The organism is Streptomyces sp. NBC_01571, from assembly GCF_026339875.1.
Taxonomy (GTDB): Bacteria; Actinomycetota; Actinomycetes; order Streptomycetales; family Streptomycetaceae; genus Streptomyces.
In genome coordinates this window covers 1,007,502-1,029,033 of sequence record NZ_JAPEPZ010000001.1, presented here as the reverse complement: position 1 = coordinate 1,029,033, position 21,532 = coordinate 1,007,502, and the positions used below count along the sequence as shown (strand labels likewise).

Annotated in this window: 20 protein-coding genes; 13 read left to right on the top strand and 7 right to left on the bottom strand. The window is 72.0% G+C overall.

Features of this window, described 5'->3' with window-relative positions:
• Window positions 1-6: 6 nt before the first annotated feature.
• The gene (dhaK, locus tag OHB41_RS04735; protein ID WP_266696685.1) at window positions 7-999 is read right to left on the bottom strand and encodes a dihydroxyacetone kinase subunit DhaK; all 993 of its coding nucleotides are present in this window, start codon (window positions 997-999) and stop codon (window positions 7-9) included.
• Window positions 1,000-1,318: 319 nt separating this feature from the next.
• Between dhaK and OHB41_RS04730 the strand changes: the two genes are divergently transcribed.
• Window positions 1,319-2,107 carry a polysaccharide deacetylase family protein gene (locus tag OHB41_RS04730; protein WP_266696684.1) on the top strand — a complete coding sequence of 263 codons (789 nt, stop codon included), beginning with the start codon at window positions 1,319-1,321 and terminating at the stop codon, window positions 2,105-2,107.
• A 16-nt stretch (window positions 2,108-2,123) separates the two neighbouring features.
• Here the strand turns inward: OHB41_RS04730 and OHB41_RS04725 are convergent, their stop codons facing one another.
• Window positions 2,124-3,314: an acyl-CoA dehydrogenase family protein gene (locus OHB41_RS04725; RefSeq protein ID WP_266696683.1), complete on the bottom strand. Its 1,191-nt coding sequence runs from the start codon at window positions 3,312-3,314 to the stop codon at window positions 2,124-2,126.
• A gap of 75 nt (window positions 3,315-3,389) precedes the next feature.
• Here OHB41_RS04725 and OHB41_RS04720 point away from each other — a divergent pair, with 75 nt between their 5' ends.
• Window positions 3,390-4,538 carry a CaiB/BaiF CoA transferase family protein gene (locus OHB41_RS04720; protein ID WP_266696682.1) on the top strand — a complete coding sequence of 383 codons (1,149 nt, stop codon included), beginning with the start codon at window positions 3,390-3,392 and terminating at the stop codon, window positions 4,536-4,538.
• On the opposite strand, the gene OHB41_RS04715 is transcribed toward OHB41_RS04720, so the two are convergent.
• On the bottom strand, window positions 4,530-5,102 hold the full coding sequence (locus tag OHB41_RS04715) for a TetR/AcrR family transcriptional regulator (RefSeq protein WP_266696681.1): 573 nt from the start codon (window positions 5,100-5,102) through the stop codon (window positions 4,530-4,532). The two genes, OHB41_RS04720 and OHB41_RS04715, sit on opposite strands and share 9 nt — an antisense overlap.
• Before the next feature lie 257 nt (window positions 5,103-5,359).
• Between OHB41_RS04715 and OHB41_RS04710 the strand changes: the two genes are divergently transcribed.
• Complete coding sequence (locus OHB41_RS04710; RefSeq protein WP_323138352.1) at window positions 5,360-6,040, top strand: GNAT family N-acetyltransferase; 681 nt, start codon at window positions 5,360-5,362, stop codon at window positions 6,038-6,040.
• A 159-nt stretch (window positions 6,041-6,199) separates the two neighbouring features.
• On the opposite strand, the gene OHB41_RS04705 is transcribed toward OHB41_RS04710, so the two are convergent.
• Entirely contained in the window at window positions 6,200-6,763 is a 564-nt protein-coding gene (locus OHB41_RS04705) for a PadR family transcriptional regulator (protein ID WP_266696680.1), read from the bottom strand.
• Between the two features lie 84 nt (window positions 6,764-6,847).
• On the opposite strand from OHB41_RS04705, the gene OHB41_RS04700 reads away from it, so the two are divergent.
• Both OHB41_RS04700 and OHB41_RS04695 read left to right on the top strand, forming a co-directional pair.
• A complete protein-coding gene (locus OHB41_RS04700; RefSeq protein ID WP_266705654.1) occupies window positions 6,848-7,249 on the top strand; it encodes a nuclear transport factor 2 family protein in 402 nt (133 codons plus the stop codon).
• A gap of 189 nt (window positions 7,250-7,438) precedes the next feature.
• Window positions 7,439-7,780, top strand: coding sequence for a four-helix bundle copper-binding protein (locus OHB41_RS04695; RefSeq protein WP_266705652.1), 342 nt, complete (start codon window positions 7,439-7,441; stop codon window positions 7,778-7,780).
• On the opposite strand, the gene OHB41_RS04690 is transcribed toward OHB41_RS04695, so the two are convergent.
• On the bottom strand, window positions 7,769-8,368 hold the full coding sequence (locus OHB41_RS04690) for a histidine phosphatase family protein (RefSeq protein ID WP_266696679.1): 600 nt from the start codon (window positions 8,366-8,368) through the stop codon (window positions 7,769-7,771). The two genes, OHB41_RS04695 and OHB41_RS04690, sit on opposite strands and share 12 nt — an antisense overlap.
• 323 nt (window positions 8,369-8,691) lie before the next feature.
• Here OHB41_RS04690 and OHB41_RS04685 point away from each other — a divergent pair, with 323 nt between their 5' ends.
• Together OHB41_RS04685 and OHB41_RS04680 are read left to right on the top strand one after the other, a co-directional pair.
• The gene (locus OHB41_RS04685; RefSeq protein ID WP_266696678.1) at window positions 8,692-8,913 is read left to right on the top strand and encodes a CbtB domain-containing protein; all 222 of its coding nucleotides are present in this window, start codon (window positions 8,692-8,694) and stop codon (window positions 8,911-8,913) included.
• A 125-nt stretch (window positions 8,914-9,038) separates the two neighbouring features.
• Window positions 9,039-10,229 carry an acyl-CoA dehydrogenase family protein gene (locus OHB41_RS04680; RefSeq protein WP_266696677.1) on the top strand — a complete coding sequence of 397 codons (1,191 nt, stop codon included), beginning with the start codon at window positions 9,039-9,041 and terminating at the stop codon, window positions 10,227-10,229.
• Window positions 10,230-10,254: 25 nt separating this feature from the next.
• Here OHB41_RS04680 and OHB41_RS04675 read toward each other — a convergent pair whose 3' ends face one another.
• A complete protein-coding gene (locus OHB41_RS04675) occupies window positions 10,255-10,701 on the bottom strand; it encodes a hypothetical protein (RefSeq protein ID WP_266696676.1) in 447 nt (148 codons plus the stop codon).
• 162 nt (window positions 10,702-10,863) lie between these two features.
• Here OHB41_RS04675 and OHB41_RS04670 point away from each other — a divergent pair, with 162 nt between their 5' ends.
• From OHB41_RS04670 to OHB41_RS04645, 6 genes are all read left to right on the top strand, one after another.
• Window positions 10,864-11,250 carry a hypothetical protein gene (locus OHB41_RS04670; protein ID WP_266696675.1) on the top strand — a complete coding sequence of 129 codons (387 nt, stop codon included), beginning with the start codon at window positions 10,864-10,866 and terminating at the stop codon, window positions 11,248-11,250.
• 62 nt (window positions 11,251-11,312) lie between these two features.
• The gene (locus OHB41_RS04665) at window positions 11,313-13,580 is read left to right on the top strand and encodes a serine/threonine-protein kinase (RefSeq protein ID WP_266696674.1); all 2,268 of its coding nucleotides are present in this window, start codon (window positions 11,313-11,315) and stop codon (window positions 13,578-13,580) included.
• A 91-nt stretch (window positions 13,581-13,671) separates the two neighbouring features.
• Window positions 13,672-15,240, top strand: a complete 1,569-nt coding sequence (locus OHB41_RS04660; protein ID WP_266696673.1) for a phytoene desaturase family protein — start codon at window positions 13,672-13,674, stop codon at window positions 15,238-15,240.
• 54 nt (window positions 15,241-15,294) lie between these two features.
• On the top strand, window positions 15,295-16,407 hold the full coding sequence (locus tag OHB41_RS04655; RefSeq protein WP_266696672.1) for an NAD(P)H-dependent flavin oxidoreductase: 1,113 nt from the start codon (window positions 15,295-15,297) through the stop codon (window positions 16,405-16,407).
• On the top strand, window positions 16,404-17,960 hold the full coding sequence (locus OHB41_RS04650; RefSeq protein ID WP_266696671.1) for an acyl-CoA synthetase: 1,557 nt from the start codon (window positions 16,404-16,406) through the stop codon (window positions 17,958-17,960). Before OHB41_RS04655 ends, OHB41_RS04650 begins: the two co-directional genes overlap by 4 nt.
• Window positions 17,961-18,551: 591 nt before the next feature.
• Window positions 18,552-20,054, top strand: a complete 1,503-nt coding sequence (locus tag OHB41_RS04645; protein WP_266696670.1) for an acyl-CoA synthetase — start codon at window positions 18,552-18,554, stop codon at window positions 20,052-20,054.
• A gap of 37 nt (window positions 20,055-20,091) precedes the next feature.
• Here the strand turns inward: OHB41_RS04645 and paaK are convergent, their stop codons facing one another.
• Entirely contained in the window at window positions 20,092-21,396 is a 1,305-nt protein-coding gene (paaK, locus tag OHB41_RS04640; RefSeq protein ID WP_266696669.1) for a phenylacetate--CoA ligase PaaK, read from the bottom strand.
• Between the last annotated feature and the right edge of the window lie 136 nt (window positions 21,397-21,532).

The following is a 21,532-nucleotide window of genomic DNA, read 5'->3' as shown; positions in this document are numbered from 1 at the left end:
GCCGTTTCACACACCCCAGCGCAGGCCCGGTGTCTTCACCGGCGCGTCCCACAGGCGCAGCAGCTCCTCGTCGACCTGGCACAGCGTCACCGAGGCACCGGCCATGTCCAGCGAGGTGACGTAGTTACCGACCAGTGTGCGCGCGACGGGGATCCCGCGCTCGCCGAGCACCCGCTGCACCTCCGCGTTGAACCCGTACAGCTCCAGGAGCGGGGTCGCGCCCATGCCGTTGACCAGGACGAGAACGGGATTGCGCGGGTTCATGTCCTCCAGGATCGCGTGCACCGAGAAGTCGGCGATCTCGCGCGAGGTCATCATCGCGCGCCGCTCGCGGCCGGGCTCGCCGTGGATGCCGACGCCCAACTCCAGTTCCCCGGGCGGCAGGTCGAAGGTGGGGCTGCCCTTGGCCGGAGTGGTGCAGGCGCTGAGCGCGACACCGAAACTCCGGGAGTTCTCGTTGACCTGCCGGGCGAGCGACTCCACCCGCTCCAGCGGGGCGCCCTCCTCGGCCGCGGCGCCCGCGATCTTCTCCACGAACAGCGTCGCGCCCGTGCCGCGCCGGCCGGCCGTGAAGAGACTGTCGGTGACGGCGACGTCGTCGTTGACCAGCACCTTGGCGATCTGGATGCCCTCGTCCTCGGCGAGTTCGGCCGCCATGTCGAAGTTCAGCACGTCACCGGTGTAGTTCTTCACGATGAACAGCACACCCGCGCCGCTGTTCACGGCGGCGGCGGCCCGCAGCATCTGGTCCGGTACAGGAGAGGTGAAGACCTCGCCCGGACAGGCCGCCGACAGCATGCCGGGACCGACGAAACCGCCGTGCAGGGGCTCGTGGCCCGATCCGCCGCCGGAGACCAGGCCCACCTTTCCGGCCACCGGGGCGTCACGTCGTACGATCACGCGGTTCTCGACATCCACCGTGAGGTCCGGGTGCGCGGCCGCCATTCCCCGCAGCGCGTCCGCGACCACCGTCTCCGCCACGTTGATCAGCATCTTCATGGGTACCTCCTGGTGAGCGTAAGAGTGGAGCCCGTGACCTGCGTTCGCGCCTGTTCGTTGGGCATGGAGGGCGTTCGGTTCCGGCGGTCGTCGCTGCTGAGGGCTCGTCACTGCGAAGTATCGGTCTTGGAAGGGCGATGGTCACGTGTACCGACACGCTCGGGTCGGTTCGGGTCGTGTACCGGCCGGCGGGCGGCGCCGTCGGGTCGGCGAACCCCCGCGGATCGGTCCATGAGCGGTAACTGATGGATCCGCGGTTGATTTCGCTCGTCGTGACGGGTGCACGGGAACGACGGAGACGGCAAGGGGCGGGACGGACATGGTGTGGCGTGGCGGGTGGGCACGGTACGGCCGGGTACTCGCGGCGGCGGTCGGCATGACGGCGATAGCCGTCACCACCTCCGTCTGGAGCGCGCAGGCCGGCCCCGTCGAGAGCAGGCCCGGGCGAGCGGTGGCCCCGGCCCGCCCTGCCGGGCCGCGCGCCCAGGGGCCCGCGAGGGCGCCGGTGTCGGTGGACATCGCCCATGCCTCGGACCGCGGTGCCCGGGGCGTCAACATCACCGTCGACGACGGCCCGGACCCGGTCTGGACACCGCGGGTGCTGGAGGTGCTGCGGGAGTACGGCGTGAAGGCCACGTTCTGCATGGTGGGCACCCAGGCCCGGGCGCACCCGGACCTCGTCAGGGCGGTGGTGGCGGCCGGGCACCGGCTGTGCGACCACACGGTGTCGCACGACACCGCCATGGACAAGAAGTCCGAGTCGTACCAGTCGCGGCAGATCCTGGACGCCGAACGCATGATCACCAAGGCGTCAGGAGGCGTGCGGCCGCAGTACTACCGGGCCCCGGGCGGCGCCTTCACGCCGTACAGCCGCAAGCTGGCCGCCTCGCGCGGGATGCGCCCGCTCGGCTGGAACGTCGACTCCAAGGACTTCGAGCGGCCCGGCACCGACGTCCTGGTCGCCACTGTCAAGCAGGAGATCCCCAACGGCCCGACCGTCCTCTTCCACGACGCGGGCGGTGACCGCTCCCAGACCGTCGACGGCCTGCGCGAGATCCTGCCGTGGCTGGAGCAGCAGGGGTACTCCTTCGGTTTCCCCGTGCGCTGACCCGCGGGGCGTGGTGTCAGGGCCGGTGCGTCTCCTGGTCGTGGACCCGGAGGGTGCCCCGGTCGCTCTCCCGCAGCGCCCGGCCGATGATCAGACGCTGGATCTGGTTGGTGCCCTCGAAGATCTGCATGACCTTGGCCTCGCGCATGTAGCGCTCGACCGGGAAGTCGCGGGTGTAGCCGGCGCCACCCAGTACCTGGACGGCGTCGGTGGTGACCTTCATGGCGTTGTCGGTGGCGATCAGCTTGGCGATGGACGCCTCACAGCTGAACGGGAGTCCCTGGTCCTTGAGCCGCGCGGCGGCGAGCGTGGTGGCGCGGGAGGCCTGCACGGCCGCGGCCATGTCCGCGAGGACGAAGGCCAGCCCCTGGTGTTCGATGATGGGGCGGCCGAAGGTCTCCCGCTCGCGGGAGTAGCGCAGCGCGTGGTCCAGCGCTCCCTGGGCCAGACCCGTGGCCACCGCCGCGATGCCCAGCCGGCCGCAGTCCAGCCCGGCGAACGCGATCGCGAGGCCCTGTCCCTCCTCGCCGATCCGGTACTCCACGGGAACGCGGGCGTTCTCCAGGCGCACGGTGGCGGTGGCCGACCCGGTCAGGCCCATCTTGTGCTCGGGCGGATCGGCGATGACGCCGGGGGTGTCGGCGGGGACGAGGAAGCAGGAAATGGCCCGCGAGCCCGCGTCGGACGTCCGCGCCATGACCGTGTAGAAGTCCGCGTGCCCGCCGTGCGTGGTCCACGCCTTGGCACCGTCGAGCACGTAGTGGTCGCCGTCCCTGACGGCCCGCGTGCGCATCGCCGCGGGGTCGGATCCGGCATGGGCCTCGGACAGGCAGTACGCGCCGAGCAGTTCCCCGCCGAGCATGCCGGGCAGCCACTTGTGCTTCTGCTCCTCGGTGCCGAACGCGGCCAGGGCGAAGCAGGACAGCGCGTGCACCGAGACGCCGACCGCGACGCTGGCCCACACGGCGGCGATCTCCTCGACGACCTGGAGGTAGACCTCGTACGGCTGGCCGCCACCGCCGTACTCCTCGGCGTACGGCAGGCTCAGCAGGCCGGCCCGGCCGAGGGTGCGGAAGACCTCGCGGGGGAACTTCTCCTCGGCTTCGGCTTCGGCGACGCGAGGGGCGAGCTCCTTCTCGGCGAGCTCGCGGGTCAGGCCGATCAGATCGACGGCTTCCTGGGCGGGCAGCGTTCGGGTGGCTGGCATGGTGATTCCTCGGTCGCTCGGGAATTAATGATACGGCGATCGATACAACAGTATCGTTTTTGGTACCGTATGGCCATGCAGTCCAGAGATGGATCCGCCGGCCCGCTCGCGGGCCTGCGCGTCCTGGAACTCGCGGGACTCGGGCCGGCTCCGCACGCGGCCATGGTGCTGGCCGACCTGGGCGCCGACGTGGTGCGGGTCGAGCGGCCGTCCGGCCGGGCGCTCAGCCTGGGCCCCGCCGGCGCGACCGACGCCGTGCAGCGTGGCCGCCGGTCGGTCTTCGCCGATCTCAAGGATCCCGCGGGACGGGCGCTGGTGCGAGGTCTGGCGGCGCGGGCCGACGTGCTCATCGAGGGCCTGCGGCCGGGTGTCGCCGAGCGGCTCGGGATCGGCCCGGACGACTGCCGCGAAGCGAACCCGCGGCTCGTCTACGCCCGGATCACCGGCTGGGGTCAGGACGGCCCCCTCGCCCGGGATCCCGGGCACGACCTGAACTACATCGGGCTCACCGGCGTCCTGCACGCGATGGGCCGGGGCGACGGGCCGCCGGCCCCGCCGCTGAACCTCGTGGGGGACTTCGGCGGCGGATCCATGCTGCTGGTCGTGGGCGTCCTGGCCGCGCTCTGGGAGCGCACCCGATCGGGCGCCGGGCAGGTCGTCGACGCCGCCATGGTCGACGGGACCGCACTGCTGGGCCAGATGGCGTACGCGCTGCGCGGCATGGGGGAGTGGTCGGACGAACGGAGCTCGAACCTTCTCGACGGGGCCGCGCCCTTCTACGACACCTACGCGTGCGGCGACGGCAAGTACCTGGCCGTGGCCGCACTCGAACCGCAGTTCTTCTCAGCCCTGCTCGACGGGCTCGGGCTGGTCCCCGCCGAGCTGCCCGCGCAGGGCGACCGTGACGGGTGGCCGGTGCTGCGGTCCCGGTTCGCGGACAGGTTCGCCTCCCGCACACGCGACGAGTGGGCGGAGCACTTCGCCGGAACGGACGCGTGCGTGACGCCCGTGCTCACCTTCGCCGAGGCGGGCGCCCACCCGCACATGGTGGCCCGGCGCACCCTGGTCGAGGTCGACGGCATCCTGCAGGCCGCACCGGCGCCGCGCTTCTCGCGCACCCCCAGCAGACAGCCCTCGGCGCCCCGTGCGGCGGGCGCGGACACCGAGTCGGTGCTCCGTGACTGGGGCGTCGACTCCTCGCCCCCGGCGGTGCGGTCAGGGTGAGACGGCGTGCACGATGAGCGAGGCCAGCTCCGCGTAGGCCTCCGCGTCGCTCAGCCCGGTGCGCGCGGCCACCTCGCCGCGCTGGATCTCCTGCATGGTGGCGGCCACCACCTCGCCCACGAACGCGGCATGGACGTCACGGAACGCGCCCGCGGCGACACCGTCCGCGATCAGCTGTCTGATCCGGGCAGCGGCGAGGCGGGTGTTGGCCTCGTACACCTCGCGGGCCGGTTCGAACTGGGCCATGTCGTCGAGGAATCGCCGGGACAGCGGTCGCAACCGCTCGGCGACCGCGTTCAGGTAGACCACCACGCGGTCGGCCGGCGCGGAGGTGTCCGCCACCTGCTTCTCGATGGCGCCGGCCGCCTCCCGGAAGTAGTGCTTCACCGCCTCCCGGACCAACTCCTGCTTGCTGCCCGCGAGTTGGTACAGCGTCGTCTTCGAGCAGCGCAGCCGCTCGGTCAGCTCGTCGAGCGTGAACGACGCGAACCCCTCCGCCGCCAGCAAGGCGACGAGCCGTTCGAGGAGGTCTGTCTGGCGCGCTGTTCGACGTGTGGACGGCATGACCTCAGCGTAACCGCTCACGTTCGCGGGGCCGGATCCCGGCAGGCGGGCCCCGGGCCGTCGCGCCACCCGCGCCGCCGGGCCCGCTCCTTCGGCGGCCCGCACCGCTCCGCGCGGCCGGCCCGATCCCATCGACACCCCGGAGCGACGATCCGGCGAACGTCTTCCGACCGGGATCACCGGGTCCCGCGCGCAGCAGGCCGGCCGGGGACGGAAATGACTGGTCCACCGGTCCCGGGGGTCGGTAGCCTCCGTCCGTGATCGAAGACGGGGCAGCGGTTGTGGGGCGGCGTACCGGGGTGCAACTGGAGGACGAGCAGACGGAATCGCCTCGCGAGGTCTGCTGGCGGGGCAGGGGCGTCGCCTTCGCGCCGCTCGACGCCGACGACGCGGAGCTGATCCACGTCTGGCGCTCCGACCCCGTTGCCGCCCACGAAATCGGCATCTGGCCGCGTTCCCTCTCTGGCGTGCGCGAGCGTATCGAGCGCGACCGCGACGAGCACGACCGCGACGACTTCCTCGTCCTGCTCCCCGACGGCACACCGATCGGCCACATCGCCCTGACGGACCAGGACATGGTCGACGGCACAGCCGAGATCATGCTGCTTCTGGACCCCGGCCACCGGGGCCGGGGCCATGGCGCGGACGCCGTCGACGCGCTGGTCGACCTCGCCTTCGGTGAACTGCCCATGCACCGCGTCCAGGCGGTCACCCACACCACCAACACCGGGGCCCTCGGCGTCCTGGCGAGGTCGGGGTTCGTTCAGGAGGGGGTGCGCCGCTCCGCCTGCCTGCACCGGGGCCGTCGGTACGACGTCGCGGTGCTGGCCCTGCTCCGCGACGAGTGGCAGGAGCTCACCCGACCCCGGTCCTGGGACCTGCAGGACGGATCTCCGACGATCCCCGACCGGCGAAGAACCTCCGACCCGGTTGCCTAAGGGCTGTCCCGTAACCCCCGTGGATCAGCGCGCGGCGTCGGATGCGGTGCATCGCAAGGCGGAGGGTCGTCCTCATGCTGGGCGTATTCGGGCGATCCGGCAACGCGGCGAGGTGCCGCAGCTGTCGTCGTGCGCCCACCGGGGATCACGGGACAGCCCTTAGGGGCGCACCGCGGCCCGCCGCTCCAGAATGGCCAGGGCCCGTTCCGCCCACCGGATGTTCTCCTCCTCGAAGGAGCGCCCCCGCATCAGGGTGAGATAGGGGCCCACACGCTCCGCGCGGGCCAGGAACTCGTCCTCGGTGCGTCCGTCCAGCAGTCGCGCGCGCAGCCGCTCGTAGCGGGCCAGCTTGGCGCGCGCCCACTCCAGCCGCTCGGCGATCGCCGCCCGTACGGCCGCGTCGTCGCCCGCGTCGACGGACTGCACCTTGACCAGCAGTTCGTCGCGGATGGCGGTGGGTTTCGGAGGGTCCGCGGTGAACTCGCGCAGGGCGACGCGGCCCGCCGCGGTGAGGGAGAAGACCCGCTTGTTCGGCCGCCGCTCCTGCCGCACCAGCCGGGCCTCGATGAGTCCCTCGGACGTCATCCGCTCGAGTTCCCGGTAGAGCTGCTGCGGGGTCGCCATCCAGAAGTTGGCCACCGAGGCGTCGAACCCCTTGGCCAGGTCGTACCCCGACGCCTCACCCTCCAGGAGCGCGGCGAGGACCGCGTTGCGCAATGCCATGGGCCAAGGCTAGACGGCATACACCCCCGCGACTAATCTCTTACGCACCTATTCAATTAGTTGACTATGAGAGCGGGGACCCCGATGCACCCCTTCCGCAAGGCCGTGGAGGCCGGAGACCTCGCCGCGGTCGAGGAGCTGCTGGCCGACGACGTCGTGTTCACCAGCCCCGTCGCCTTCAAGCCGTACCCGGGCAAGGCGATCACCGCGGCCATCCTGCGCGGCGTCACCCGCGTCTTCACCGACTTCCGCTACGTAAGGGAGATCGCGGGCGCCGACGGCCGTGACCACGCGCTGGTCTTCACGGCGAAGGTGGGCGACAAGGAGATCAACGGTTGCGACTTCCTGCACTTCGACGAGGACGGCAGGATCGACGACCTGATGGTCATGGTCCGCCCGCTCTCGGCGGCTCATGCGCTCTCCGAGGCGATGGGCGCGCAGTTCGAGCGGATCTCGCGGGAGGCGGCGGACGCCGCGGGACAATGAGCCGCGCCCCCGGTGCCGGGCGTCCACGCGGGGTTTGACGCGATCCCCGGGGGCTACCCGCGCCGGGTGACCACGACGAAGACGAAGGTGAAACAGACGACTGCGCCGGCACCCGAGCAGGAGCCGGTCCGCTTCCCCGAATCGGTCCGCTTCCCGGAACCGACCCTCCTCCAGGAACCGGTCCGCTTCCTGGAAGACCGCTTCGACTGCGCGCAGGCCTGCGTCGAGTGCGCCCGCGCCTGTGCGCTGCGGGCGAGCTGCATGGATCCCGACGGACCCAAGGTGCGGCAACTCGCGCGGCGGATGGGCCTCATGTGCGCCGAGGTGTGCGACGCGACCTGCCTCGTCCTGGACGGGCAGCACCCCCGGGGCGAGGCGGGCATCCGTGTCCAGGTCGAGTGGTGCCGGTCCGTCTGCCGCGAGTGCGCGGACGTCTTCGACCGGTGTCCCGGTGCGCAGGTCAGCGCGCGGGCCTGCCGCGCGTGCGCCCAGGCCTGCACGGACTTCCTCGCGACCCTGCTACCCGCCTGAGCCGGCCGCTTCCGCCGACGGGACGAGTGGCCGTCCGACTCGTACGTTCCAGCGCCCGGAGCGGCCGCTGAACTCGGTGGCGGTCAGGGGCGGTACGTCGACCCGCCAGAACGCCGACTCCGGCGCGCCCAATACCCGTACCACCAGGGCCCGTACCACCTCCGGCTCCACCACGGCGACGGTCCGGCCCGTCAACTGCGCGGCCGTGTCGAGGCAGTCCGCCACCCGGTCGCAGAACGCCCGTACCGACTCCCCGCCGTGCGGTGCCGCACCGGGATCGGCCAGCCACCGGGCCACCGCCTCCGGTTCCTTCGAGCTGACCTCCTCCAGCGTCGCGCCACGCCATCGGCCCACGTCGAGACCGGCCAGCTCCGGAACGTCCAGCATCGCGTCCAGGCCCAGCGCGTCAGCGGTCTCGCGGCACCGCACGCTGGGGGAGACCCACAGCCGCTCCGCGCCGGGCACCGCGCCCGCGGCGGCCCGCGCGAGCCGCAGCCCCGCGGCCTCCACCCGGCCCCCTTCGTCGAAGCGGGCCTCCCGCAGCGCCGCGCTGAGCGCGGCTGAGATCAAGATCACTCGGCTCGTCATACGTTCACTCTCGTGCGCTGTCGTGTTCATCCGTGCCCAAATCCCCCGCCGGAACCGGGAATCCACCCACCCCGACCGGGCCCCGGCACGCAACTGCGCTCCTGCCACGCGCCCTTGGCCGGGCCCGGGCTTCGCGGTACGGTCGGGATGATATTGACGACGGTTCGGCGGAAGTCCGGTGGGAGTCCGGCACGGTCGCGCCACTGTATGCCCAGCGCACGCCACCCCTCCCAGGGGCGGCGGAGGTCGAGCAAGTCAGACCCGCGGCCGTCGTCCTGTGCACCACCGAGACGGGACGCGAGTTCCCCAGGAGGTACCGCCCCATGGCGCAGTCCGTCGCCCAGCCGACCGCCACCCCCACCGCCGTTCCCGCCAAGCTGCCGATCGGTGCGATCGTCCCCTGGGCGGTCTTCTTCGGCGTCCTGATGCTGGTCCTGCTCTACTTCGTCGGCGCCGAACAGGGCGCCACCTCCGTCGTGTCCGGTGAGAACGTCCACGAGTGGGTGCACGACGCCCGCCACCTCCTCGGTTTCCCCTGCCACTGACGGCTCGCACAGAAGGGGGCGCCCGACCGGGCGCCCCCTCACGCATGTCAGCGCCATTCCCTATTTCTGGAACACGTTCTACGGTGTGCGCCGTCAGGTCCCGCCTTGGGGAGCCAGGAGGCGCCGTGCATCTCGAATACACGCCGGAGCAGCAGCGGTTGCGGACCGAACTGCGCGACTACTTCGCCGAGCTGGTGCCCGACAACGCCTATGCCCGCTACGGCGACCCGGCGGCGCAGAAGCGGTTCTACCGTGAGACGATCCGCCGCCTCGGCGCGGACGGCCGGCTCGGTGTGGGCTGGCCCAAGGAGTACGGCGGCAGCGGCCTCACGCCCATGGAGCAGTTCATCTTCTTCGACGAGGCCGCCCAGGCGGGCGTACCGCTGCCCCTGATGGCGCTGAACACCGTCGGCCCGACGATCATGCAGTTCGGTACCGAGGAGCAGAAGGGGTACTTCCTGCCCAGGATCCTCTCCGGCGAGATCGACTTCGCGATCGGCTACAGCGAGCCCGACGCGGGCACCGATCTGGCCGCGCTGAAGACCCGGGCCGTACGCGAGGGCGACGAGACCACCGGCCACTACACGGTCAACGGGCAGAAGATCTGGACGACGAACGGCGACACCGCCGACTGGGTGTGGCTCGCCGTCCGCACCGACCCGGACGCCCCGCCCCACAAGGGCATCACCATGCTCCTCGTACCGACCTCCGACCCCGGCTACTCCTGCACCCTCATCAACACCCTCGCCTCGCACGACACCACCGCCAGCTACTACGAGAACATCCGCGTCCCCGTCTCCCGCCGGGTCGGTGAGGAGAACAAGGGCTGGCGGCTGATCACGAACCAGCTCAACCACGAGCGCGTCACCCTCGCCGCCCACGGCACCATGGCGATCCGTGCCCTGCACGACGTCCAGCGCTGGGTCATGGAGACCAAGCTCGCCGACGGCCGCCGGGTCGTCGACCTCCCCTGGGTGCGCCGCCGGCTCGCGCAGACCCACGCCCGGCTCGACGCCATGAAGCTCCTGAACTGGCAGATGGTGAACGCCGTCCAGCAGGGCACCCTCACCCCGCAGGACGCCTCCGCGGTCAAGGTGTACGGCTCCGAGGCGCGTCGGGACGCGTACGCCTGGCTCATGGAGATCGTCGCCATGCCGGGTGTTCTGAAGGAGGGTTCGGAGGGCGCCGTCCTGCACGGCGAACTGGAACGCGGCTACCGGTCGGCGGTGATCTTCACCTTCGGCGGCGGCAACAACGAGATCCAGCGGGAGATCATCTCGTGGATCGGGCTGGGGATGCCGCGGGTACGGCGTTGACCTGCCGTCGTGGAGGCCTGGCCTTTCACAGCGCCCACCAGCAGTACAGGCGCAGGCCGGCCGGCCGAGCGCGTCGAGCGAGGCCGGCCAGGGCTTCCAGGGCGCCGGCCGCCGTCCCGGCGTCGACCTGGTTCTGCCGCAGTTCGTCGGTCGTGGACCACGACTCCGCGATGCGCCGGAGGTCGCCTCGAGCCGCGGTGACGAGGGCCGCCACCAGAGTGTCCGACAGGCTGAACACGAGCGGGCCGTCGCCGTCCGGCCCGGACAGCAGCTGCCCGGACCGAGGGCGCCGACCGGCCTCCTCATAACTGCAGTCCGTCGCGATCGCCTCGAGACGGGCGAGGGCGACCACCGGGTCGACGCCCTTCAGGGAGACCACGTCGAGCGCGGCCGGGCCCGGCCCCCCGGGCAAGTCACCCACGGCGACGGCGGCTTGGTCGTCAGCGGCGGAGAAGTAGTCGCACAGCGTCATGCCGCCGATTCTGGCACCCACGACTGACAGCCCTGCCGGTACGTCCGGGGCACCAGACGGGCAACCACAGGGTCAGGGTTCGGGGTGACCTGCCTGAATGCCCTGAGCGCCGCCCCGATGCTGGGGGGCACGCCTTCGCGGCCCGTTGGAGCGTCCCATCAGGTGCGCGTCCCGGCGCGCGCCGCGCTGTGGCGGCGCGTGGTGCGGCCGGCGTACGCCGCTCTGCCGCTGTACCTCGCTCCGCCGTCGTACGTCGCTCTGTCGCTGTACCTCGCTCCGCCGGCGTACGCCGCTCTGCCGCTGTACCCCGCTCCGCCGCCGTACCCCGCTCCGCCGCCGTACGCCGCTCTGCCGCCGTACGCCCCGCGGACCGTACGGCGGACCGGCCCCGCCGTCCGCCCGGTGGCCCGGTCGGTGCGCGTCGCGGGCACCGTACCGCGCTGCGTTCCCGCACGTCTTCGTCGGCAACACCCGTCCCCGCACGTGCCGCGCGCCATGGCGCGGCGCCGCTCCGGCTCGCGCCGGGTGCCGTACAAAGTCGGCAGATAACTCGCCATACTGGACGGGCCAGGGGAGGGCGCGGCGAGCAGCGACGGGGGCGATCGCACGAGATGGCGGAGACCAGGCTGATCCAGAGCCGGTACCGACTGCTCGATCTGATCGGGCGGGGAGGCATGGGCGAGGTGTGGCGCGCCCGCGACGAGTCGCTGGGGCGGCAGGTCGCCGTGAAGTGCCTCAAGCCCCTCAGTCCGCACCACGACCCGTCCTTCACCGGTGTCCTGCGGGAGAGATTCCGGCGCGAGGCCCGGGTGGCCGCCGCGCTGCAGCACCGCGGGGTGACCGTGGTGCACGACTTCGGCGAGTCCGACGGTGTGCTGTACCTGGTCATGGAGCTGCTGGCGGGACACAACCTCGGTCAGTTGCTGGAGGACAACAAGCAGCATCCGCTGCCGGTCGCCGACGTCGTCGACATCGCCGACCAGGTGTCGGCCGCGCTCGCGTACACCCATCAACAGGGCATCGTGCACCGGGACCTGAAACCGGCGAACATCATGCGGCTCGCCGACGGCACCGTGAAGATCTGCGATTTCGGCATCGCCCGGCTCGGCCACGACATCGACTTCACGGCCCGGCTGACCGGCACCGGTATCGCGATGGGCACCCCGCACTACATGTCGCCGGAGCAGATCAGCGGTGCCGAGGTCGACCGGCGCAGCGACCTCTACTCCTTCGGATGTGTGCTCTACGAGATCGCCACCGGGGCTCCGCCGTTCGACCTCTCCGACGCGTGGGCGGTCCTCATCAGCCACCGCGACACCTCTCCCGAGCCACCGCGCAGGCGCCGGGCGGAGCTGCCCGAGTACGTCGAGCGGATCATCCTGGACCTGCTGGCCAAGGAGCCGGAGCGGCGCCCGCAGGACGCCGGCGAGCTCGGCCGCCGGATCAGCGAGGGCCGTACGGCGCCGGTGCACGCGCCGACCGTCCTGTCCCCGGTCCTCGGCCGGCCGGCCCCCGACCAGCGGATCCTGGCGTCCTCGGCGCAGCCGCCACCCACCCGCGACCCGGTGCTGCCCTCCTGGACGCGGGGCATGACCACCGGCCACAAGGCGACCGGCGCCGGGCTGCGTGCCACACCGCCGGACGCGTCGGCCGGGCTGACCGGCGAGTGGACCGTACGCCCCTCGACGACGGATTCCGCGCCGCCGGACCGCACCGAACGGCCCACGCCGTCACCGGAGTTGCTCACCGCCCTGGCGGGACGGCACAACGCGGGACTCAGTCTGGGCCGACTGGGCCGGTGGACCGAGGCGGGCGAGGTGCACCGCGCGGTCGCCGCCGAGCGGGAGCACCTCCTGGGCCCCGACCACCCCGACACGCTCGCCAGCCGGTACGAGGTCGGCTTCACGCTCAGCCGCACCGGCCGGGCCGCGGACGCGCTGCACGCCTACGCGCACGTCGCCCGGGCCAGGGAGCGGGTGCTCGGCCCCGACCACCCCGACACCCTGGCCGCCCGACAGGAAACGGCATACGTCCTGGGCCAGTTGGGCCGTCATTTCGAGGCGCACCAGGCCTATACGTCCGTGCTGGCCGCCCGGGAACGCGCCATGGGCCCCGACCATCCGGACACCCTGCGCTGCCGGCACAACCTCGCCTTCAACCTGAGCAGGCTGGGCCGCCTCGAGGACTCCTACCGGATGGCGAGCGGGGTCGCCGACGCCCGCGCGCGGGTGCTCGGTCCGGCCCACCCCGACACTCTTCTCACCCGCTATGAAGTCGCCTATGCGCTGGGTCAGTTGGGGAGATGGCCGGAGGCGCTGAGTACCTACCGGGAGGTGGCCGAGGCGCGGGCGCGGGCCCTCGGCCCCGACCACCCGGACACGCTCTCCGCCCGCTACGAGGTCGCCATCAGTCTCGGCCGGCTCGGCCGCAGCGAACAGGCCCTGGAGGTGTACCGCGACCTGATCGACGACCGCACCAGGGTGCACGGCCCCGCCCACCCCGAGACCCTCCGCGCCCGGCACGGACTCGGCGTCAACCTCGGCCGGATGGGGCGCTGGGAGGAGGCGCTCGCCGAGTCCCGGGACGTGTGCGCGATCCGTGAACGTGTCCTCGGCCCCGGCCATCCGGACACCCTCGTCAGCCGCCGTGAGGTCGCCGTCGGCCTCGGCTGGCTCGGCCGCTGGGCCGACGCCCTCACCGAGTACCGTGCCGTCGCCGGCGCCCGCGAGCGCGTCCTCGGCGAGAACCACCCCGACACCCTGGCCAGCCGCAACGACGAGGCGCACTGTCTGGAGCAGCTGGGGCGCGCCCAGGAGGCGGTGGAGCTGTACCGACGGGTCGCGGCGCTGCGGCAGCAGCGGGCGGCCGAGGGGCACTGAACCTCCCGGGCCGCCGCGAGCGTCCATCCGGGCGCCCGCCGGCTGCCGCGTACCTCTGGCAGACCTAGATCATCGCGTGCTACCAAGAACCATGCCTGTATACGAGGGATATGACGCCGTGATCGTCGGCGGGGGCCACAACGGTCTCGTCGCCGCCGCCTACCTGGCCCGTGCCGGACGCTCTGTCCTGGTGCTGGAGCGCCTGGGGACCACCGGCGGCGCCGCCGTGTCCACCCGGCCGTTCGCCGGGGTCGACGCGCGGCTGTCGCGCTACTCGTACCTGGTCAGCCTGCTGCCCCGGAAGATCGTGCGTGATCTGAGCCTCGACTTCCGGGTCCGCGGGCGCACCGTGTCCTCCTACACGCCCGTCGAACGCGACGGTCGGCCCACCGGACTGCTCGTCGGCGGCGGCGAGCGGCGCACCCGCGAGGCGTTCCGGCGGCTGACCGGATCGGACCGCGAGTACGAGGCATGGCAGCGCTTCTACGGCATGACCGGCCGTGTCGCCCAGCGGGTGTTCCCGACCCTCACCGAACCGCTGCCCACCCGCGACGAGCTGCGTGGCCGGATCGACGACGAGGACGCCTGGCGGGTGCTGTTCGAGGAGCCGGTGGGCGTCGCCGTCGAGGAGAACTTCAGCGACGACCTCGTGCGGGGCGTCGTCCTCACCGACGCACTCATCGGCACCTTCGCCGACGCCCACGACCCCTCGCTGCGGCAGAACCGCTGCTTCCTGTACCACGTGATCGGCGGCGGCACCGGTGCCTGGGACGTGCCGGTCGGCGGCATGGGCGCCCTCACGGACGCCATCGCCGGCGCGGCGCGCGGCGCGGGCGCCGTGATCGCCACCGGCCACGAGGCGATCCGCGTGGAGACCGACGGGCGGACCGCGGAGGTCACGTACCGGACCGCGGACGGGGAGGGCGTGGTCGCGGCCCGGCACGTCCTGGTGAACGCCTCGCCGCAGGAGCTCGCGACCCTCACGGGCGAGGCGGCGCCGACCCCGGCCGAAGGCGCACAGCTCAAGGTGAACATGCTGCTCAAGCGGCTGCCGAGGCTGCGCGACAGCTCCGTCGATCCGCGCGAGGCGTTCTCCGGGACCTTCCATGTGGCCGAGGGGTACGAGCAGTTGGCGACCGCTCACGCGCAGGCCGCCGCCGGCGCGCTGCCCGACGCCCCGCCCTCCGAGATCTACTGCCACTCACTCACCGACCCCAGCATCCTCGGCCCGGAGCTGGTCGAGCAGGGCTACCAGACGCTTACGCTCTTCGGCCTGCACACGCCCGCCCGGCTCTTCGCGCACGACAACGACGCCGTGCGTGCGGAGCTGTTGAAGTCGACCCTGGCGCAGCTGGACGCCCAGCTCGCGGAGCCGCTCGCGGACTGCCTGGCCACCGACGCGGAGGGCCGCCCGTGCATCGAGGCGAAGACCCCGCTCGACCTGGAGCGCGATCTGCGGCTGCCCGGCGGCAACATCTTCCACCGCGACCTCGCCTTCCCGTACGCCCAGGAGGGCACGGGCCGCTGGGGCGTCGAGACGGCGCACGCCAACGTCCTGCTGTGCGGGGCGGGCGCGGTGCGCGGCGGCGGGGTGAGCGGGGTGCCGGGGCACAACGCCGCCATGGCCGTGCTGGAGGAGGACGGCCGCCGAGAAAACTGACGGAGCATCAGAAAACCCCTTCCCTCGGCCGGACGACTGCGGCATCCTGCGGCCATGCAGACGGAGCTGAGCAAGCAACTGGGGATCGAGCACGCCATCTTCGGCTTCACGCCGTTTCCCGCCGTCGCCGCGGCCATCAGTCGCGCGGGCGGTCTCGGCGTGCTCGGCGCGGTCCGCTACACCGCCCCCGACGACCTCAAGCGCGACCTCGACTGGATGGAGGCGAACGTCGGGGGCAGGCCCTACGGCCTGGACGTGGTGATGCCGGCCAAGAAGGTCGAGGGGGTCTCCGAGGCGGACGTCGAAGCGATGATCCCCGAGGGACACCGGCAGTTCGTCGCGGACACCCTCGCCAAGTACGGCGTGCCCGGCCTCGCCGAGGGGGAGGCCCCCGGCTGGCGCATCACGGGCTGGATGGAACAGGTCGCGCGCACCCAGCTCGACGTCGCCTTCGACTACCCCATCAGGCTGCTGGCCAACGCGCTGGGCTCACCGCCCGCCGACGTCGTGCGGCGCGCTCACGACCAAGGGGTGCTCGTCGCGGCCCTCGCGGGCAGCGCCCGGCACGCCCGTAAGCACGCCGAGGCGGGTATCGACGTCGTCGTCGCGCAGGGCTACGAGGCGGGCGGCCACACCGGGGAGATCGCCTCGATGGTGCTCACGCCGGAGGTCGTCGACGCCGTCGACCCGCTGCCCGTCCTCGCGGCGGGCGGCATCGGCAGCGGACAGCAGGTGGCCGCCGCGGTCAGCCTCGGCGCCCAGGGCGTATGGCTCGGCTCCCTGTGGCTGACCGTCACCGAGGCCGACCTGCACTCGCCGGCCGTGACACGCAAGCTGCTGGCCGCCGGGTCCGGCGACACCGTCCGCTCGCGCGCGCTGACCGGCAAGCCGGCCCGCCAGTTGCGCACCGAGTGGACCGACGCCTGGGACGATCCGCACGGTCCAGGCACCCTGCCCATGCCCCTGCAGGGGCTGCTGGTGGCCGAGGCCGTCTCCCGCATCCAGAAGTACGAGGTGGAGCCGCTGCTCGGGACGCCCGTCGGGCAGATCGTCGGCCGGATGAACAGCGAACGCAGCGTGCGGGCCGTCTTCGACGACCTGACCCGCGGTTTCGAGCACGCCGTCGACCGCATCAACAGGATCGCCGGAAGGAGCGCCCGACCGTGACCACCTCGACCTCACCGAACGGCTTCTGGGCCCAGGCCGCCGCCGACCCCGGGCGGACGGTCCTCGTCACCCCGGACGGCGACGAGTGGACCGCCGGCCGACTGCACACCGCGGCCAACCAACTGGTGCACGGGCTGCGCGCCGCCGGGCTGGAACGCGGCGACGCCTTCGCCGTCGTCCTGCCCAACGGCGTCGAGTTCCTCGTCGCCTACCTCGCCGCCTCGCAGGCCGGCCTCTATCTCGTCCCCGTCAACCACCACCTCGTCGGGCCCGAGATCGCCTGGATCGTCTCGGACTCGGGCGCCAAGGTCCTCATCGCCCACGAACGGTTCGCCGACGCCGCCCGCCACGCCGCCGACGAGGCGGGACTGCCACCCACGAGCCGCTACACCGTCGGCAGTGTCGACGGGTTCCGGCCCTACGCCGAACTCCTCGCCGGACAGGACGGATCGGCGCCCGCCGACCGCACCCTCGGCTGGGTCATGAACTACACCTCGGGCACCACGGGCCGCCCCCGCGGCATCCGCCGACCGCTGCCCGGCAAGCTCCCCGAGGAGTCCTACCTCGGCGGCTTCCTCGGCATCTTCGGCATCAGGCCCTTCGACGACAACGTCCACCTCGTCTGCTCGCCGCTCTACCACACGGCCGTACTCCAGTTCGCGGGCGCCTCCCTGCACATCGGCCACCGTCTGGTGCTGATGGACAAGTGGACCCCCGAGGAGATGCTCCGGGTCATCGACACCCACCGGTGCACCCACACCCACATGGTCCCGACCCAGTTCCACCGGCTGCTGGCGCTCCCCGACGAGGTCCGGGCCCGCTACGACGTGTCGTCGATGCGGCACGCCATCCACGGCGCCGCCCCCTGCCCCGACCACGTGAAACGGGCCATGATCGAGTGGTGGGGTCACAGCGTCGAGGAGTACTACGCGGCCAGCGAGGGCGGCGGCGCCTTCGCGACGGCCGAGGACTGGCTGAAGAAACCCGGCACCGTCGGCAAGGCCTGGCCCATCAGCGAACTCGCCGTCTTCGACGACGACGGCAAGCGACTGCCGCCCGGTGAACTCGGCACCGTCTACATGAAGATGAGCACCGGCGGATTCTCGTACCACAAGGACGAGAGCAAGACGAAGAAGAACCGCATCGGTGACTTCTTCACCGTCGGCGACCTCGGCTGTCTCGACGAGGACGGCTATCTCTTCCTCCGCGACCGCAAGATCGACATGATCATCTCCGGCGGCGTCAACATCTACCCGGCCGAGATCGAGGCCGCGCTGCTCGCCCACCCCGCCGTCGCCGACGCGGCGGCCTTCGGCATCCCGCACGACGACTGGGGCGAGGAGGTCAAGGCCGTCGTCGAGCCCGCGCCCGGACACCCCCCGGGAGCGGCCCTCGCCGCGGACGTCCTGCGCCACTGCGCGGAACGGCTCGCCGGGTACAAGCGCCCCAAGAGCGTCGACTTCATCGAGTCGATGCCGCGCGACCCGAACGGGAAGCTGTACAAGCGGCGGCTGCGGGATCCGTACTGGGAGGGCCGCACCCGAGCCGTGTGAGACGAGTCCCCGAGGTCCCGCCCGGATGTACGAGGACCCGGTGGTGACCTCGGTTTCTCCGCCGGACGCGGTCCCGCACCGGCTCGACCTCGTTCCGCACTCCCAGCGACTCCGTGCCGACCGGCGCCGGGACGCGCTTCCCTGCCCGCACGACGAACTGGTGGGCGCGCGGATCGAGTTGAGCGCGGAACCCGCCGTGCGTGGCTCCGGCACCGGCGCGGCTCCGGCACCGTGTCGGCGAGGGGCCGTGGCGAACCCGCAGACCGTGTGCCAGGCGTGTTCCTACGGTCCCGTGCCCCGTGCCCCGAGTGTGCGAGCCGCCCCGGGCACGTCGACGGGTCCGCCGTCGCCGCCCCGTCGCCGTACCGCCCGGCGGCGTGGCGCCCGCCCTCGCCGCGTCGCCCGAGGCGAGGTCAGCCGCGGGGTACGGTTGGTGAACTGCCGCGTCACCAGCTCCCGTTCGGTCGAACCGCCCTTCGGGTCCAGCGCCACGACAGGCGGAGCGTCTTCGCGACCAGCACGCCGGACGCTTGACCGCGCTCACGGACCGGAACGAGGATCACGCCAGAGCGGCGGACGAAGGAGCAGGTCATGACGGCGGGACGAAGTGTCACGGTCGACGGGGTGCTGCGACGCAGCGCCCGGCGGACCCCGGAGCGCGTCGCGGTCCACTACCGCGACCGCTCATGGACCTACGCCGAACTCGACGAGGCCGTCTCCCGCGCGGCCCAGGCCCTGCGCTCCGCGGGACTGGCGCCCGGCGACCGGGTCGGCGCCTACGGCCACAACTCGGACGCGTACCTGATCGGCTTCCTCGCCTGCGCCCGGGCCGGACTGGTGCACGTGCCGGTCAACCAGAACCTGACCGGTGACGACCTGGCGTACATCGTCGGCCAGGCCGGCTGTGGACTCGTCCTGACCGATCCGGGCCTGGCCGGGAACCTGCCCGAGGGGACGCGCACCCTGCCCCTGCGCGACGCCGGCGACTCACTGCTCGCGCGGCTGGCCGAGACCCCGCCGTACGACGGTCCGGAGCCGCGCGGTGAGGATCTGACACAACTCCTGTACACGTCGGGCACCACCGCGCTGCCCAAGGGCGCGATGATGACGCACCGCGCGCTGGTGCACGAGTACCTGAGCGCGATCACCGCTCTCGACCTGCAGGCCGGCGACCTGCCCGTGCACGCGCTGCCGCTCTACCACTCGGCACAGATGCATGTGTTCCTGCTGCCGTATCTCGCCGTCGGCGCCGTGAACGTGATCCTCGACGCGCCCGACGCCGACACGATCCTCGACCTGGTCGAGGCGGGACGCGCGGACAGCCTGTTCGCCCCGCCCACCGTGTGGATCGGCCTGTCCAACCGGCCCGACTTCGCGACCCGCGACCTGAGCGGGCTGCGCAAGGCGTACTACGGGGCGTCGATCATGCCGGTGCCCGTCCTGGAGCGACTGCGGGAACAACTGCCGAAGCTGGCGTTCTACAACTGCTTCGGCCAGAGCGAGATCGGCCCCCTGGCCATGGTCCTCGGCCCCCACGAGCACAAGGGCCGGATGGACTCCTGTGGCCGGCCGGTGCTGTTCGTGGAGGCGCGGGTCGTCGACGAGTCCGGCAAGGACGTGGCCGACGGGGAGCGGGGCGAGATCGTCTACCGCTCACCGCAGTTGTGCGAGGGCTACTGGGACAAGCCGGAGGAGACGGCCGAGGCCTTCCGCGACGGCTGGTTCCACTCCGGTGACCTCGCGGTCCACGACGAGGACGGCTTCTTCACCGTCGTGGACCGGGTGAAGGACGTCATCAACTCCGGGGGCGTCCTGGTCGCTTCGCGGCAGGTGGAGGACGCGCTCTACACGCACGAGTCGGTCGCCGAGGTGGCGGTGATCGGTCTGCCCGACGAACGGTGGATCGAGGCGGTCACGGCGGTCGTCGTCGCGCGCGGTGAGATCAGCGGGGACGAACTCGTCGCGCACGCACGCGAGAAGCTCGCCCACTTCAAAGCGCCCAAGCGGGTGCTGTTCGTGGACGAGCTGCCGCGCAACGCGAGCGGGAAGATCCTCAAGCGGGAACTGAGGGACCGGTTCGCGGCGGAGTCGTAGGCCGCGCCGGACCCCGCGGTCCGGCGGCGGACACGATTCAGCGCTCCCGCAGGTCGACGATCCGCCTGATCTTCCCCACGGACCGCTCCAGCGACTCCGGCTCGACGACCTCGACGGTGACCGACACGCCGATCCCGTCCTTCACGGCCGCCGTGATGGAGTGCACGGCCGCGGCGCGGAGTTCGGGTGTGGCGCCGGGCCGCGCCTCGGCACGTACGGTGAGCGCGTCGAGACGGCCCTCGCGGGTCAGCCGGAGCTGGAAGTGCGGCGCGACGCCCGGCGTGCGCAGCACGATCTCCTCGATCTGCGTCGGGAAGAGATTGACCCCCCGCAGGATCACCATGTCGTCGCTGCGCCCGGTGATCTTCTCCATCCGGCGGAAGACGCGGGCGGTGCCGGGCAGCAGCCGGGTGAGGTCCCGCGTCCGGTAGCGGATCACGGGCATGGCCTCCTTGGTGAGCGAGGTGAACACCAGCTCGCCCTCGGCGCCGTCCGGCAGCACCTCCCCGGTGATCGGGTCGACGACCTCCGGATAGAAGTGGTCCTCCCAGATGTGCAGCCCGTCCTTGGTCTCCACGCACTCCTGGGCGACGCCCGGGCCGACCACCTCCGACAGGCCGTAGATGTCCACGGCGTCGATGGCGAACCGCTCCTCGATCTCGCGCCGCATCTCCTCCGTCCACGGCTCCGCGCCGAAGACCCCCACCCGCAGCGAGGTGCCGCGCGGGTCGACACCCTGCCGCTCGAACTCGTCGAGCAGCGTGAGCATGTACGAAGGGGTCACCATGATGACCTGGGGGCGCAGGTCCTGGATCAGCTGGACCTGCCGCGCCGTCATGCCGCCGGACGCGGGGATCACCGTACAGCCGAGCCGTTCGGCGCCGTAGTGCGCGCCGAGACCTCCGGTGAACAGCCCGTAGCCGTAGGCCACATGCACCTTGTCGCCCGGACGGCCGCCCGCCGCCCGGATCGAACGGGCCACCATGTCGGACCACATGGAGAGGTCGTTTTCCGTGTAGCCGACGACCGTGGGGCGCCCGGTGGTCCCGCTCGACGCGTGCAGGCGGCGGATCCGCTCCTGGGGCACGGCGAACATCCCGTACGGATAGTTCTCGCGCAGGTCCGCCTTCGTCGTGAACGGGAAACGTGCCAGGTCGGACAGGGTGCGGCAGTCGTCCGGCCGTACGCCCGCCTTGTCGAAGGACTCCCGGTAGAAGGGCACGTTCTCGTACGCGTGCCGCAACGACGCCCGCAGCCGCTCCTCCTGCAACGCCCGCAGCGCGTCGGCGTCCAGCCGCTCTCCCGCGTCCAGCAGGTCCTTCGACACCGTGGAATCCGCCATGGGGACTCCTCCCTCACCAACCGTACCAATCCGGGCGACCGATCATTCGGTCGAGCTGTTCGGGATCAGTAATTCAGGCCGGTCCGTCTCGTGCAAGGGGTCGGCGCCCAGTTTCTTCGCGGGCCCGTGCGCGAGG